Genomic DNA, 15,747 nt, shown 5'->3' with positions numbered 1-15,747 from the left:
CTCAAAATCAGCTGCCATGGGACAAATGTCCAATCCGCTGTGCCGCATTCTCATATGATAGGGTAGACCGAATGACGGGACATTACTTCCGAGCTACGCTAGCCACCCGTTTCGGCAACCAACAACACTTCATATGAAGGAGGAGTTTGCATGTCCGGTGTTGTCGGCGGCGCCTATGCATCCGCAGCTTTCGTATTGGTCCTGTTCATCCTGCTTGTCATCATTCTGAGAGCTGGGTACTACTAATTTCTAGCCGCATCGAATAAGTTCCATGCTTATTCGATGCAACCCACGGAACGAAACCGATACGAAGCAGAACTTGTGCCAATAGAAAAGGCTGTCCCATAAGCTCGCTTATGGGCAGCCTTCGCCAAATACGCAGGATCGCAATGAGGTCAACCAGTCAGCTGGTTGGCTTATTTTTTTGCGGTTATTCGCCTTAACCGAAATAGCCTTCTGCCGTTTCCACCTATTTCCGGCTACCCCAGCAGCCTCTCCAGCACGACCGCCACTCCGTCTTCATTATTCGATACCGTAACCTCGTCGGCCGCTTCCTTAACGGCATCCGGAGAATTGGCGACGGCCACGCCGTGGCCCGCGAACGTCAGCATTCCGATATCATTAAAATAATTGCCGATCGCGAGAATCTGCTCGCGGGGCACCCCGCGAAGCTTGGCCAGCCTCTCAAGAGCGATCCCCTTCGACGCCGTCAGGGGCTGAACGTCCATGAAGAAGTCTCCGCTTCTGACCGTCTGCAGGTCGTGCGTCCACTCCGCCCAATCCTTTTCCAACTCGTCCAATTGTTCCTTCAGGGCAAAAATCGAAATCTTAAGAGTTCCTTCCGGCAACCCTTCGGCAAGAGCGTCGCGGAGAATAGGCGTCACGAAAATTCGCTTATACACCGCCGCCATCGTCTCGTCCAAGCTCTCCACATACAGATCGAAGGCGGTATTCATGTCGAAATGATAGCCGCGCTCCCGGCAATAAGCGAGATAACGCTCCACCGCCTGAGCCGGAATGACGGATTGGTGCAGGACCTCTCTCGTCCGGCCGTCGACGACGCATGCGCCGTTGTGCGTGATGACCGTACCGTTCAAGCCCAGCTGTTCCAGCATCGGCAGCGTGCTCGTGGTCCCTCTTCCCGTGCATAGGACGATCTCCGCCCCTTGCTCGGCAGCGGCTCTCACCGCCGCGCGCACCCTTGGCCGCAATTCATGATGGTCGTCGATCAGCGTTCCGTCCACGTCAAGCGCGATAATCCGGTAGTTCATTGGCCCTCGGACTCCTTCCGGTATTCCCGCAAAGCGGTCACTTCTTCTTCCGTTAACTCCCGCCACTCGCCGACCTCCAGCGATTCGTCCAGAGGGAGCGGCCCCATGGCCACCCGGCGAAGGTACAGCACTTTCTTGCCGACGGCTTCGAACATTCTCTTGACCTGGTGGTACTTGCCCTCCTGAATCGTCAGCTCGATCCAGCTCAGAGGGCTTCCCGCGTCGATCGCCGCTTGAAGCTCCGGTCCTCGAAGCGCCGACACCTTCTTCATGCGCTCCGCCGCCTTCCCGGCTTCGGGATGATCCGGCAGCGTCCCGGCTTGTCCGACCGATACGATTCTCAGAAGGGCCGGAAGAGTGCGGTAGCCGTCGTCCAGGGTGACCCCTTCTTGGAAAAGAGCGACGTCGTTCTCGCCGGCCGCGCCTTCCACCAGAGCCTGGTACGTCTTCGGGACGTGCTTGCGGGGAGAGAGCAGCTCATGCGAGAGCTTGCCGTCATTGGTGAGCAGCAGCAGCCCCTCGGTATCCTTGTCCAACCGCCCGACGGGAAAAGGAGACAGCACGTTCACTTCTTCATCCAGCAGTTCCAGCACGACGCGGTCCCGGCGATCCTCCGTCGCCGACACGTAGCCGGCCGGCTTGTTCAGCAGCACGTAGACGGTATCGCGGTAGACGATCTTCTCCCCGTCCAAGACAACCTCGTCCGCTTCCGGATCGATCTGCATGCCGGGATCCTTCGCTCTCGCTCCGTTCACGGCAATCGCTCCCTGGCGGACCAGAGCTTTGATGCCGCTTCTTGTCCCATAGCCAAGGTTGCCTAGCATCTTATCCAATCGAATTGTTTTTTTCATGCCCTCACCTGCTTCTCTTTAAGCCTCATACCCATCTCCAGCCGGGCAGAAGCTCGTTCTTCAAGATCGTTCCGTCCCAACGTCCCCAGCCTGCCGGAAATCCGTCGATGCACACCAGCGTCCAGCCTCTGCCGGGCGCCGGAGCCCCGGCCGGTCCGACGATTCGCTCCGGGGACGGATGAAGCGTCTCGCCCTTCATGTATTTAAGCGCTTCGTCCTCGCCGCTCCGCAGCCGAAGCGACCGCGAAGCGTCTTCCATCCGCAGGCCCATCGCCAGCGCCTGGGAGGGCTCGAAGCGGTGCTTCGTCGCCGATCCGAGCAAGAGACCCGGCCGAACAAGGTTCAAGCGGCCCAGCTCCGGCAGCTCGTTCGGCTGCAGATAAAGCTGCTCCCCTCTCCGGTAGAGCCGGCCTTCGGGCCGCCAGTCCGGCAGGATTTCCCGGGCGAAGGCCAGCAGCTTCTCTCTCGGGTCTTCCTCGGCGGCCGGCGCGCCCTTCGAGCCTTGTCCGCGCGGAGCGTCGCCGCGTCCGGAGCGCTTCCGGTCTACAGCCGCCTTCAGGTGAGATTTGCCCGCCGCCGGGGCTTCCGCCAGCCGCGGAAACGACCATCCGTCGCCAAGGCCCGCGCCTGTCGGGCGAGCCGCCGCATCCGCCGTTGCCTCTGCCGCCGCCATTGCCTTAGCCTCGCCCATTGCCCTTGCGGTTTCGGCTTGAGTTGCCGGTGCGGCTCCGGCAGCCGAGACCTCCGCCCCCGCGTCGCCGCCCGGCTTGCGGACGAGCAGCGCCGCATAATGCCCTTCGCCGCGCGCGCGATGCGGCCAGACGCGTACCGTTCCCGCGATCGACGCAAGCCTGTCGCCGCCAAGGCCGAACCGCTTCTCTTCGATCAGCCAATCGGGCCGTCCCGAGGCAAGTCCCCATTCCGGCGGAGCTTCGACCGGGACGACCTCGAACTCCGGATTCTCGCTTAAGAATCTCGCGATCGACGCCTCGTTCTCCACGGGGGAGAACGTGCAGGTGGAATACAGGAGCTTGCCTCCGGGCGCGACCAGCTTCGCGGCTTCCCTCAGAATCTCCTCCTGCATGAGGGAGCATCGTTCGACCGAATGGCGCTCCCATTGGCGGATCATCTCCTCGTCCTTGCGGAACATGCCTTCCCCGGAGCAAGGGGCGTCCACCAGAACCCGGTCGAAGAAGTCCCCGAAGGCAGCGGCCAGCGCTGCCGGTTCCTCGTTCGCGACCAATGCATTCGCCGCTCCCGCCCGCTCCACGTTCTTCGCCAGCGCCTTCGTGCGCTCCGCGGCGTTGTCGTTCGCGACAAGCAGCCCTCGTCCTTGAAGCTTCGCCGCCAGCTGCGTCGATTTGCCGCCCGGAGCCGCGCACAGGTCGAGTACCTTATGGCCCGGACGAACGTCCAACAGCTCGGCGGGAAGCATGGCGCTCGGTTCCTGTATGTAATACAAGCCCAGATAATAATGGAGGTGCTTGCCGGGCCGATCCTCTTCCTCCGTATAGACGCCGCCTTGCACCCATGGAATAGCGGCAGCCGGACGCTTCCCGTCCCCGAAGCTCCCTTCTCCGGCTTGAACGAACCTGCGGTCGTATTCCTCGTATCCGATTTTCAAGCCGTTAAAGCGAAGACCGGACGTTCTTGGCTGCGAATAGGTCGCGAAGAAAGCCTCCGCTTCCTCTCCCAGCAGCGATCTCATCGTACTCTCGAATTTTTCCGGAAGCCGCATTCGCCCCGTAAGCCTCCTTGCAGGTTCAACCCCGACTTCTGATGACTTCCATTCTAACACAGAAAGCAACCGAAGCCCCATCGGCCCCGGTTGCTTCCGCTAGCTGAACTTCATATAGGCGGCGGATTGCCCGCCTTGCCTATTCGGACGAGCTATCCGATACGCCCTTCCGGGCTCTCAGCAGAGCTTCCTGGAGCTCGCCGGACAGCTCCGTAAGGCCCCATACGTCTTCCTGCTCCCACAGCTCGTTGAATCGCAGCTGGAACTGCGCCGCTTCGCGAACCCGGCGGAAGAAGTATAAGCCTTGAATATCGTTAAGGACCTTGCGGACGATGCCGCTCTTGCCCTCGAAATCCTGTTGGGCGTCGACGATCTCCTGCCGGATGCTGGACATCTCCTCGTCCAGCTTGGCCGCCGCCTCCGCCGCTCGGAACAGCCGCTCCTTCACGTCTTCGGGCAGCTTTTCCTTGTACTTGTAATTCAACGAATGCTCGATCGTCGCCCAGAAGTTCATCGCAAGCGTCCGAATCTGAATCTCGGCGAGCACGGGCATCGAACCGATGGAGGTCTGGATTGGATATTCGACGATAATATGATAGCTGCGATAGCCGCTGTCCTTGTAATGAGTAATGTAATCCTTCTCGTAGACGACTTTCATATCCTTGCGCATGCGCACCAAATCCGCCACCCGATGAATGTCTTCAACGAATTGGCACATGATCCGGATGCCCGCGATATCTTCGATCCCCGTCTCGATCTGGTCGAGCGGCACGCTAAGCCGCTTCGCTTTCTCGAGAATGCTGGAGATCCTCTTGACCCTGCCGGTCACGAATTCGATAGGCGCGTACTCGTCGCGAGCCTTAAGCTCGGTACGGAGCCCCTTGTATTTGATCTTAAGCTCCTCAACCGCTTGTTGGTAAGGAAGCAAAAATTTGTTCCAATCCCTGCCGTCCATTCCGCCAACTCCTTTCCGCGCCGCAGCCCCCGCTCCATACAAGCCTAATGATGCAGCGTTCGGGCTTAGGCAGCTCTGTCCCCGATAATCGTTATTTGCGATGATCGGCGCCGATCGCCTGGGTGATTCGTTCATAGCCGTCCCGCTTCAGCAGCTGGCGCAAGCCGCCCGCGATCTCTTTAATAACGCCCGGGCCTTTATAGATCATGGCCGTATAGACCTCGATCAAGCTCGCGCCTGCCCGGATTTTATCATAAGCATCCTGAGCGGAGAAGATTCCTCCCGAGCCAATAATGGGCAGTTTGCCCTCTGTCAGCGCGTATAGCGAACGAATGATCTCGGTCGAACGCTCGGTAAGCGGACGGCCGCTCAGCCCGCCGGTCTCCTTCGCATTCGGATGCGTGAGACCGTCGCGGCCGATCGTCGTATTCGTCGCGATAATCCCGGACATGCCGCTTGCCCGAATCGCTTCCGCCATATAGGCCAGCTGGGTCTCGTCGTTATCCGGCGCGATCTTCACGAGAATCGGCTTCGGCTTCCCTCCGAGCGCCGCGGCTTGCTTGCCCATCTCGTCCCGGACCGCATCCAGCAGCAGGCGAAGCTCGTCCCCGTGCTGCAGCTTGCGCAGATCCGGGGTGTTCGGCGAGCTGATATTGACCACGAAGAAATCCCCGTGCGGGTAGAGCAAGCGGATGCACTCCCGGTAATCGTCCGCCGCATTCTCATTCGGAGTCGTCTTGTTCTTCCCGATGTTGACCGCGATCGGAATCGGCCTGCGCGCGAGCCCCGCAAGCCGCTCGGCCATCGCTTCCGCCCCATCGTTGTTGAAGCCCATTCGATTGACCAGCGCTTCATCCGGCGGAAGCCGGAACAGACGGGGCTGCTCGTTGCCGGGCTGGCCCTTCGGCGTCACCGTGCCGACCTCCATGAACGAGAGTCCGATACGCGAGAAGCCGTTAACGGCTTTCGCATTCTTGTCCAGGCCGGCAGCCAGTCCTACGGGATGGGAGAAATGCATGCCGAATAGATCGACCGCCAGCTCCGCGCGCTCGCGAACTCCCCATATGGCGGATAAGAGGGAAGGCATCCCGGGGACCCGGGCCGCCGTTCCAAGTCCGTCTACCACCAGATGGTGGGCAGCCTCGGCATCCATTTTGAAGAACAAGGGTTTGACCAATTTGTACATGAGAACGTCTTACATCCTTTCCGTCATGGCGCGTCTTCCGCTGTCCTAGCAGAAACAAAACCTTCGGGTATCAGTTTAGCCTTTTCTTGGCGAAAAGAAAAGGGAACAATGGCCATTCCCTTGCATAACGCATCTGGCTTTTTGGGTAGCAACCGTTTACAATTAATACAAGCCATTTCTTTCAATAATAATAGAAAGGTTGATTATCGTGAGCGCAGCCAAAAAAAAACCGCCCGTCACCCCTCGTCACAAGCAAGAAGAAGAGGTCAATAAACGGGCTTTAATATGGATCGGAAGCATCGTCGCCGTCGTCATCGTCGCGGTGGCCGTCCTCTTGATCCTGAACGTATGATTTTTGACGTTTAACGTCTAACAGTCTAGTCCAGCCATTCATATTTCTTATCGGGGTTTGTCTCGTTCTGCGAAGGCTTCAGATGGAATCTCTCCGTCGGCACGCGCAGCTCTTGGGGCAGACCCTTTTGCATGATGGTCACTTTCGTTCCGAGCGAGACCAGATCGTATAACTCCTCCAAGTCCGCCTTGTTCATCCGAATGCAGCCCTTGGACTCATCCTTGCCGATGCTGTCCGGCTCGTCCGTCCCATGGATGGCGTACAGCGTGTCCGACAGCGCCATCCCGCGGCTCCCGTAAGGGCCGGTGGAGCTTCCGTTCGGATTGCGTACCTTCTCGGAGATGACGAACGTTCCAACCGGCGTTCGGCCGGCGCCGAGCCCTACCTCATAATTGCGAAGCAGCACCTGGCCGCTGACGACGGCAAGCCGGTGGTTCGACTTGTCGACGATAATCTCAAGCGGCTGGCTGGCGAGCGCGGCGAGCTTGCCGGCCGGCTGTCCGCTTCCCGCTTCCGGGCCGCTTGCCTTCGGCCAACTCGCGGAGGACGGAAGCTTGCCGTCCACCTTGGTCAGTTCCTCGCTCAATTCCTCGAACCAAGCGCCCATCTCTTCGTTCCAGCCGGACATGGCGTTGTTCGGGTAATCGGCCGCGAGCTGCTCCGCCGATTTGGGCCAGTTGCCCGTGCGCGCCTTGTATTGATTGACGGCGGATCTCAGCACGAGCTTGCCTTCCTGAAGGGGCTTCCAGGCTGCGACCTGCTGCCTGGCCTTGGCGTTGTCTTGCCCTTGGCCGACTCCGCACGGGCACCAGCCCGAATCGAACCAGTCGACCTCCGCTTTCTCTTCCGAAGAAGACGGCCGCACTTCGGCGAGCGGCAAGCCGCTCTTCTGCCAATCCGTCCACTTGCCGTCCAGGACCGGCGATTGAACGAGCAGCGATGCCGACGGCGCCGCGCTCTTCATCAGCAGGGCGCCAAGGGTTAGCGGACCGTCCGACTGGGAATCCGCCGCACCCGCGACATAAGCCAGCTCCGCCTTCGATTTGCCCGCCGCCGTTCCTTTGCCGCCGGCAGGCTTGCCCGTCGCTGGCTTTCCGCGGGAATCGCCTGGCTCCGCCGAAGCCTGTCCCTGGACGGACGCTCCCGCCGAAGGAGAATCCGCCGCCGGTGCGGCCGCCTCCCTTCCGATCAGAACTCCGGCGCCCATTCCCGCCAGAAGTAGAAGCAGGCCGGCGATCAAGTATTTGCGCTTTTTCCCCCTGCCCTTGGCAGCGGACGACGAAGGCAAAGACGCTTGCAGCAGCGGGTTCTCTTTCGCTTCGAAAGCCTCATAGATCGAGCCCGCCTGAGCGAAGCAGTAGTTCGCTTTGCCTTCTTCGCCCTTGGCCGCATACTGCTTGCCCAACAGATACCACGCCATCTGATTGTTCTCGTGCTTCAATAAATAATCCTTCATCGGCAGAGAATCCGCCAACTCCGGACTTCGCTCATAGAATTCGTTGATCTGCTTCTCCAGTCGATCGTCCCGACTCACGATTCCGCTCCTTCCGGCACCTCTCGTTGTTCTCTTGTCACCTATATCGGTCAGGAGAGCCGGAATTTATAGCCGCTAGGATTACGCCGGACGAACAACCTCATAGACCCGGATGGCTTGGGACTTGCCCTTGAACATTCTCTCTTCCGAATCCCCGTAATCGAAATGCTCTTTGGTCTTCTCATAGACCGCTTCCGAGACGAGGATCTGACCCGGCTTCGTCTGCGATTCGATTCGCGCCGCGATATTGACGTTGTCTCCGATCGCCGTATAGTCGACCCGAAGATAGGATCCGATATTGCCCACGACCGCGACGCCGGTATGGATGCCGATTCCTACATTAACCTCGCAGCCGTATTTCTCGGAGATCTGGCTTCGGATGGCGTTCATGCCTCGCTGGATCTCCCATGCCGTCTTCACGGCCAGCCGTTCATGGTCCTCCACGTCTAGCGGAGCGTTGAACAGGATCATCGCGGCATCGCCGATAAACTTGTCGATCGTTCCCCGGTTGCTAAGCGCCGTCTGGGTGATCATATTGAACATCGTGTTCAGCGTATCGACGAGCTCGGCCGGCGTCAGCTTCTCCGACAGCGGAGTGAACCCGCGGATGTCGAGGAACAGAATCGTGAGGACCTTCGAATCCCCGCCCAGTTCGATGTCCATATCCTTGGAGACGATCTCCTTGACCAGATCGGGAGACAAGTAGCGGCCGAATTGCCGGGTGACGAAGCTCTTCTGCGAGCTCTCCAGATACGACTTCATGGAGACGTTCGCCAGATACGCCAGCGTCATGGCCAACAGCGCGTACACGATATTCGCATGCACGGCGCTCGTCTCGTACAGTTGCTGTCCTCCGAATAAGAGGATCGCCGCGACGACCAAGAACAAGAGGATCGAGTAGATGTTCTTAAGGCGCCACGGAATCAGAATAAAGAGGCCGAAAAGGACCAGCGTCGCTAGCAGAGTCGCCCAATCCGGCACGAAGCCGACCGTCGTCCCGTTCAACAATTGGTTGATGATGTTCGCATGAACGTACACCAGTCTCATATGCTTGTCGATCGGCGTTACTCCGGAATCCTGGCCGCTGTCGTCGGACAACCCCGCCGCCGTGAAGCCGACCAGCACGACCGAATCCTTGAAGACGGAGGGGTCGATCTCCCCGTTCAGCACCTGGACGAACGGCACCGTGATCACGTCGTCCTGCACCAGCTGATAATCGATCGTCATCGTATTCTTGGCCACGACGTTCCGGTCGAAGCGCTTGTCGGGATCGGTCAGCCGATCGTACTTGCCGAGATCCGCCCCCGCCATCTCCGCCGCGACATAGCCAAGGGAAGGGACGGCTTCTCCTTCCTCCGAAGCGATCTTGAGCACGGTCTGGCGAATGACGCCGTCCTCGCTGACAACCCGGTTGATATTCGCGAGACGCGCATGCTCGGCGAAGGAGGGAATCGGGCCCTGAATGCTAACGGCTTTCATATATTCATCCCGATGCAAGGTCGTGCGGTTCGTAAAGTCGCCTTCGGTCACTCCGACGACCGGAAGGATGATATTGTCGTAAGCGGCCAGCGTCTCGGCGAACGCGGCGTCGCTATCGGGATCCGACGCCTCGTTGAACACGATATCGAAGGCGATCGCCTTGGGCTCGTACCCCGGCTGATTCAACGCATCGAGAAAAGGCGCATAGACGGCGCGGTCCCACGGGAATCGGCCAAGCTCCTGCAGCGACTCGTCGTCGATCGCGACGACGACGATGTCCTTCGCTTGATGCCCGGCCGCTTGCTTCATCTCGTAATCGAAGATCAGGTTGTCGATCTTCTGCAGCGATTTCTGTTGATAGACGAGACAGACCGCGATCAGCAGAAGAACATTCAGCACGATCGCGATCCTCTTGATTTTCTCTCTCAATCCGCTTCCCACCCTATGAGAATCTGACAATTCGTTCCTATTATAACGCATGAAGGCGGGAGATTGATGAAAAATGTCATTTTCTGCGGAGATCGTCCGGCGGTACGCCAAAAAGACGTTGCCTCGGCTAAGCGGCCAATGGCAACGTCTCTCGGGTCGTTCAATCGCCTGTTACGGATTGCTGGCTTCTCGCATTGCCTTTCCTGCTTTCCCGGATTCCCGGCTCGCCCACATCTCTTCCATCTCTTCAAGCGACTTGCCCTTCGTCTCGGGCACGAACTTCCAGGTGAAGAGCACCGTGAACAGGGCGAGCGCTCCGAAGATCCAATACGTTCCGGCAGGTCCCGCCGATTTAAGAAGCGGAGGGAACGATTGGGAAACGACATAGTCTGCCGCCCATAGCGCCATCGAAGCGATCGCGGTCGCTCTTCCCCGCACGCGGCTCGGGAAGATCTCGGATAAGAGCACCCAGACCACCGGCCCGAGTGAGATCGCGAATGCCGCGACGTAAACCAGGATCAGTCCCAACACCAGGTACCCCGAGCTGTGCCCGGTGTGGAAGACGAAGCCGATCAGGATCAAGCTTACGGCCATGATCGACGTGCCGACCAGCAGCAGCGCTTTACGTCCCACCTTGTCGATAAGCCAGATGGACAGAATCGTGAACGCGCAGTTGATGAAACCGACGAGAATGGTTTGGATGAGGGCGGCGTTCGTCCCCGCCCCCGTCTCCTTCAGAATCTCGGGAGCGTAATAGAGAATCGCGTTGATGCCCGTCACTTGCTGCAGCACGGCGATGACGACCCCGACGAAGAGGGCGAAGCGCAAGCCCGGCTTGAACAGCTCGCGCAGCGGCGTCTTCTTCTCCTTGAACGATTCCTTGATCTCGCGCACTTCCTGCTTGGCCGCTTCTTCCCCGTGGATCCGGATCAGAACCGGCAGCGCCTCTTCCGCGCGGCCTTGCTTGATCAGCCAACGGGGACTCTCCGGCACGATGAACAGCATAGCCATGTAGAACAGTCCCGGTACCGCGCCAATGCCGAACATCCAGCGCCAAGCGGTCGAGACGTCCCAAGCGTCGTCCCCGAACCCCGCTAACCAGGAATTGACGAAGTAGGTCAGAAAGATGCCGCTGACGATGGCGAACTGATTAAAGGCGACCAACCGTCCGCGGTAACGGGCCGGCGCGATTTCCGCATTGTACAGCGGGCTTAGCGTAGAGATGACGCCAATGCCGAGGCCTCCGATCATGCGGGCGACAATATAGCCGGTGAAGGTCTCGGGCACCGCCGAACCGATGGAGGCGATGATGAACAGGATCGCCGCGCCGATCAGAACCTTCTTCCGCCCGAGGCCGTCGCTAAGCCAACCTGAGGCGGCGGCGCCTACGATGCACCCGATAATGAGGCTGGACACCGCCCAACCGACTTGAAAATCGTTCAATTGGAATTTATCTTCCAAGAAGCCGATGGCCCCGGACACGACCGCCGTGTCGAAACCGAACAGCAAGCCGCCCAGCGCCGCGGCTATCGAGACGAGCGTGACATACCGCATGTTCGGTTTGTCGGAATGCCCGTTAAGATTGGCTTTTGAGGTCATAAGTAAGTCTCCTTCCGATGCTTTCTTGCGAAGCGGGTTTCAGTATAACACCCGTTTCGGTTCGCGACCTCAGCGAGAATCAGCATTATTTTGCTCAGAACCCGCACTTATCTTCCCGAGGACCTTTGCCCCTCTTCTTCGCCTTGCCGATCTGCACTTTATTGAGGGGGCTGAACAACAAAGTCCATGCCGCGGCGGCATGGACTTCTGGGCAATCATGGATTGCGAACCCGATATTCGGACGGAGCGACGCCGGTTACCTTCTTGAATACCCGGCTGAAGTAGTTCGGGTCCTTATAGCCGACCTCGTAGCAAACTTCTTTAAAGCTGAGGCGATCCTCCTCGATAAGCTGCTTGGCCCTATCGATCCGCACCCCGGTCAAGAAGTCGATGAACGTCTCGCCGACATGCTGCTTGAACACCTTGCTGAAGTAGAACGGATTCAGATGGACATGGTTCGCCACCTCCTCCAGAGACAATTCCTCGGCGAAGCGCTGCTTGATGTACGCTTTGGACCGGTCGATGACGGAGGAGGTTTGCTCCTCTCTCATCTCGCGGATTCGGATGAGCGCAGACAGAACGTAGCCCCGATCCTCCGAGAAGCTCCCGGGAGGGAGACCTTCCGCCTTCCCTTGCCTCAGGTCGTCGAAGAGGCTCGCCCCCCCTTCCTTCCGGGACAGGGTTGAAGCGAATACCGCTTCGAAATACGAGTTGCGAAGTCCTTCCGCCCCGCTGCTAAGGCTCCCGATGCCGACGGAGATATCCCATCCCGTCTGGGCTCGAACCGTCTCTCCGAGCCGCTGCGCGAACCGGACGGCCTCCTCCTTCCATTCTCCCGCTTGCGGGGAAGGCCTCTTGAGGAAGATCGCGAGGTGATGCTCCAGAATTGAACTGACGAGGCACTGGCCGTTCGACTTCGCGAAGCGGCGGATCGTCTCGAATAACGTCCGGCGATCGGTTGCCGGAGCCGGCTCATGCGAAGGGAAAGCGGCGACGAAGCAGCGGCAATCCTCGAGCGGAAAGTCCAGCCACTCCGAGAGCTGCCCGATGTCCGCGTCCAGCACCTGATCCACCATTAACATGAGGGCAAGCTCGTTCTCGACAAGAGGCTGCAGCGTCGATACCCTGTTTTTCAGCTCCAACTGCTCCGCGCGGCGCCCTTTTTCCTTCTCCAGCTCTTCGACCAGCTTGTTCAAGAGAGCCGCGATCTGTTCCCGTCCGGCCGGCTTCACGATATAGTCCCGAACCCCCAGGGGAATCGCCTCTTTGGCATAAGCGAAAGAATCGTAGGCCGTTACCAGCACGAACTTGGCCTCGGGGAGCATCGCCCGAATCTCCTTCAAGGCGTCCAGTCCTTGAATCCCGGGCATCTGCACGTCCATGAAGACGATATGCGGCCGCCTCTCGTCGGCAAGCTCGATCGCCTGCCTGCCGTTCTCGGCGTGCAGGATCTCGAACGTATCCGGCAGCATGCGGCGGACGATCCACTCCAAGCCTTCTCTCTCCAGCGCTTCGTCATCCGCGATCAACAGGCGGTACATCGTTCTTCTCGTCCTCCTTATTCATGGGGATGCGGATCGTTACCGTCGTACCGGCTCCCGGCGCGCTGCGGATCGACACCGCATCGTTCAAGCCTCCGAACAAATGCAGCCTGCGAAAAACGTTTCGGGTGCCAAGACCCGTCGACAAGCTATCCGATGAAGCTTCTTCTTCATAGTCCATGCGCAGGAGGGCCTGCTTGGTCGCTTCATCCATGCCGACTCCGTTGTCCGACACCGTGACGATCGCGCAAGCGCCGTCGGTCTCCACGGATAAGCGAATCACTCCGCCGTTCTCCAGCCGTTCGACGCCATGCACGTACGCGTTCTCGACGAGAGGCTGAATCGTGAGCGAAGGAACGCGGGTCGGAAGCGCCGCTTCGTCCGCATGGATGGAGAAGCGGATGCGATTGCGGAATCGCGCCTGCTGGATGGCCGCGTAGTCGGCCACGTGCCCCAGCTCCTCCCTTAGCGTAACCGGCTCGTCGGGGTTGCGAAGAATGTAACGGATCATCTTCGACATGGATACGATCAAATCGCTCGTCTTCTCCGCCCCTTCGATCAGCGCGAGCTTGGACAGCACGTTCAAGGAATTGAACAGAAAGTGAGGATGGATCTGGCTCTGCAGCGCCCGCAGCTCCAGCTCCTTGACCAAGCGGCTCTGCTCCAGCCGCTCGCGGTCCCGTTCCGCGGACTTCTTCAGATCGGCCAGCATCTGCAGGAAGGCGCCCGTCAATACGCCGAGCTCGTCCTTGGAGGCGGCCGACGGAAGGACGGGCAGCGCTTCTTGCGGCTTGCCTTCGGATACGCGCTTCGCCGCCCGAACGAGCTGCTCGACCGGGACCGTGACGCTGCGGGAGATCCAGTAGGCCAGCGCGACGCCGAGTAGCGTCTGAACCGCGAGTATGGATGCGCCGAGCTTGTTCATTCTGGCATTCTCCCCCTGGATGCTGCGGAAGATCGGACGATCGAAGCTGAGCTCCAGCTTGACGAGCTCTTCCCCCGACTCCCGAATGTAACCGACGGTCTTCTCCGCCAATTCGTAACGGGCGAGAGCGTCCGCCGGAGATGCCGCTGCGGAGAGTGCGGCAACCTCCTGTTCCGTCAGCGTATGCAGCAGTTGGACATATCCGACAGCCGATGAAGCCATCGCAGGCGTATACCCTCCTTGCTCGAGCGCCTCGCGCTGACGAACCAGCTCATCCAGCCGCGAGCTGATTTCCGATCGCTTGGCGGAGCTCGGGTCTAGCAGGAAGCCGTAAAGCGATTCAAGAGATTGCTCGGCGCTCTGTATGGACTGTTGGTAGCCCAGCACCCGGTCCATCATCCGGTTATAGCTGCGTTGAACGACCGCCGTGCTCCGGAACAAGAAGAAATAATCTCCGCTCGCAAGCAGGACGAGCAGGGGAATGACGATCAGAAGCTTGGCACGGATGGTCATCGCTCTTCCCCTTCCTCTTCTGCCGGGAGGGCGGATTTATCCAGAACGCGAATGGCCGAGTAGTTCATCTCGTTTATCTTCTTGCCTTGAAGGAAGTCATGAAGAATGTCGATCGCTTTCGCTCCCATTCCATAAGGACTCTGAACGATCGTCGCCTCGATTCGATCCTCCCTAATCGCTCGCCTCGTGTTCTCCAGATCGTCGAAAGCGAAGACGCGCACGTCCGAGGAGCCCGTCAAAGCCGCCGCTTCCGCGATTCCCGCTCCGTCCAGCGCGCTGAAGCCGACGATCGCCTTCAGATCCGGATGCTCCAGCAGCATCTCTTGAGCCTGCTTCGCCGCTTGAAGACGGGAGATATGGGAGATCCGAACGTCAACGATGGAGAGCTTCGGATTCCGGCCGACCACCGAGCGGAATCCTTCGAGCCGAAGCTTCTGGTTGGTCGCTTCGCTTCCAAGCAGCACGCCGATCCCGCCGGATTCCCCCGAGTTCCCGACGACCAGCTCTCCCATCGTTTCCCCCGCCAGCCGATTGTTCGTTCCCACGTAGGCAATGCGCCTGCTCGTCGGTTCATCCGCGTCCACGGTGACGACCGGAATGCCGCGTTCCGAAGCCTCGTCGATCAGCTTCGCGTAAGCCGGATCGCCCAGCCCTTGTAGGATCAGCGCGTCGGCTCCCGAAGCGACTGCCTTCTCCATCAGGCGGATCTGCTCCTCGGCATTATTCCTTAAAGGCCCTGCATACTCGACCGTCATGCCATTCCGCTGCGCGGAAGCGCGCGCTCCCTCCTCGATCGATCTCCAGAACGGATTGTTAAGCTCCTGCGAGATAAGCGCAACGCGCAAAGGGGGATGCTCCGCCGCGCTCTCCGGCCGGAGCTGAAGGGCCAGATCCCGGGTGTGCCCAGCCGAGAACGCGAAGAGAATAAGCAGGGTTAGAAAAGCGCAGGCGAGAAGGAGGAGGGTTACATTCCAGATACGGTTCGACATTCCATGCTCCTTCTTAATGGGCTCGGTTTTATCTCCCCCACATTATACCGCAAACGTTCCGATCGCTATCATCGCCGCCCTTTAACGATTCCATCGACAGCCGCCCTATTTTCCACATCGGTTAAGACTCATGGCTATCGGTTTGCGGCTATCGGTTTGCGGCTTGCGGCTTTAGCTTACAGTATAAAGCCGTCCGCTACCGTCATTCGGCTTGCGGCTCACGGCTAACGGAAATTTCAGCCCCTTACAGGCCCGAAAAAGAACTAATTAAACTCTTACGGAAATATGCGACGCTTAAAATACATTTTAGCCTCAAATAGGGAGGGGATCGCCAAAATAAGGGCCGCTACTTCCTTTAAAATCCAAACGACCCCGATCTGCGCCT

The 15,747-nt window shown here is 59.2% G+C and carries 12 protein-coding genes; 1 reads left to right on the top strand and 11 read right to left on the bottom strand.

Annotation, left to right across the window (positions count from 1 at the left end):
• Positions 1 to 479: 479 nt before the first annotated feature.
• From ELR57_RS08210 to ELR57_RS08190, 5 genes are all read right to left on the bottom strand, one after another.
• On the bottom strand, positions 480 to 1,271 hold the full coding sequence (locus ELR57_RS08210) for a Cof-type HAD-IIB family hydrolase (RefSeq protein ID WP_126958540.1): 792 nt from the start codon (positions 1,269 to 1,271) through the stop codon (positions 480 to 482).
• The gene (locus ELR57_RS08205; protein WP_126958539.1) at positions 1,268 to 2,122 is read right to left on the bottom strand and encodes a pseudouridine synthase; all 855 of its coding nucleotides are present in this window, start codon (positions 2,120 to 2,122) and stop codon (positions 1,268 to 1,270) included. The genes ELR57_RS08210 and ELR57_RS08205 overlap by 4 nt, the downstream gene beginning before the upstream one ends.
• Before the next feature lie 25 nt (positions 2,123 to 2,147).
• The gene (locus ELR57_RS08200; protein WP_126958538.1) at positions 2,148 to 3,860 is read right to left on the bottom strand and encodes an RsmB/NOP family class I SAM-dependent RNA methyltransferase; all 1,713 of its coding nucleotides are present in this window, start codon (positions 3,858 to 3,860) and stop codon (positions 2,148 to 2,150) included.
• A 139-nt stretch (positions 3,861 to 3,999) separates the two neighbouring features.
• A complete protein-coding gene (gene yjbM, locus ELR57_RS08195) occupies positions 4,000 to 4,815 on the bottom strand; it encodes a GTP diphosphokinase (RefSeq protein WP_126958537.1) in 816 nt (271 codons plus the stop codon).
• A gap of 91 nt (positions 4,816 to 4,906) precedes the next feature.
• Positions 4,907 to 6,001: a quinone-dependent dihydroorotate dehydrogenase gene (locus tag ELR57_RS08190; RefSeq protein WP_126958536.1), complete on the bottom strand. Its 1,095-nt coding sequence runs from the start codon at positions 5,999 to 6,001 to the stop codon at positions 4,907 to 4,909.
• A 208-nt stretch (positions 6,002 to 6,209) separates the two neighbouring features.
• On the opposite strand from ELR57_RS08190, the gene ELR57_RS28090 reads away from it, so the two are divergent.
• Entirely contained in the window at positions 6,210 to 6,353 is a 144-nt protein-coding gene (locus ELR57_RS28090; protein WP_192896547.1) for a hypothetical protein, read from the top strand.
• A 25-nt stretch (positions 6,354 to 6,378) separates the two neighbouring features.
• Here the strand turns inward: ELR57_RS28090 and ELR57_RS08185 are convergent, their stop codons facing one another.
• The 6 genes from ELR57_RS08185 to ELR57_RS08160 all read right to left on the bottom strand — a co-directional run bounded on the left by ELR57_RS08185 (position 6,379) and on the right by ELR57_RS08160 (position 15,362).
• Complete coding sequence (locus ELR57_RS08185) at positions 6,379 to 7,887, bottom strand: L,D-transpeptidase (protein WP_126958535.1); 1,509 nt, start codon at positions 7,885 to 7,887, stop codon at positions 6,379 to 6,381.
• An 81-nt stretch (positions 7,888 to 7,968) separates the two neighbouring features.
• Positions 7,969 to 9,795 carry a CHASE2 domain-containing protein gene (locus ELR57_RS08180; RefSeq protein WP_158629963.1) on the bottom strand — a complete coding sequence of 609 codons (1,827 nt, stop codon included), beginning with the start codon at positions 9,793 to 9,795 and terminating at the stop codon, positions 7,969 to 7,971.
• Positions 9,796 to 9,966: 171 nt separating this feature from the next.
• On the bottom strand, positions 9,967 to 11,394 hold the full coding sequence (locus ELR57_RS08175) for a sugar porter family MFS transporter (RefSeq protein WP_126958533.1): 1,428 nt from the start codon (positions 11,392 to 11,394) through the stop codon (positions 9,967 to 9,969).
• 215 nt (positions 11,395 to 11,609) lie between these two features.
• Complete coding sequence (locus ELR57_RS08170) at positions 11,610 to 12,935, bottom strand: AraC family transcriptional regulator (protein ID WP_126958532.1); 1,326 nt, start codon at positions 12,933 to 12,935, stop codon at positions 11,610 to 11,612.
• Complete coding sequence (locus ELR57_RS08165) at positions 12,910 to 14,373, bottom strand: sensor histidine kinase (RefSeq protein WP_126958531.1); 1,464 nt, start codon at positions 14,371 to 14,373, stop codon at positions 12,910 to 12,912. Before ELR57_RS08165 ends, ELR57_RS08170 begins: the two co-directional genes overlap by 26 nt.
• On the bottom strand, positions 14,370 to 15,362 hold the full coding sequence (locus ELR57_RS08160; RefSeq protein WP_126958530.1) for a substrate-binding domain-containing protein: 993 nt from the start codon (positions 15,360 to 15,362) through the stop codon (positions 14,370 to 14,372). The genes ELR57_RS08165 and ELR57_RS08160 overlap by 4 nt, the downstream gene beginning before the upstream one ends.
• Between the last annotated feature and the right edge of the window lie 385 nt (positions 15,363 to 15,747).

The organism is Cohnella sp. AR92 (genome assembly GCF_003990975.1).
Taxonomy (GTDB): domain Bacteria; phylum Bacillota; class Bacilli; order Paenibacillales; family Paenibacillaceae; genus Cohnella.
Note: the sequence above shows the minus strand (reverse complement) of the source record. Positions and strands in the feature narration are given on the sequence as shown.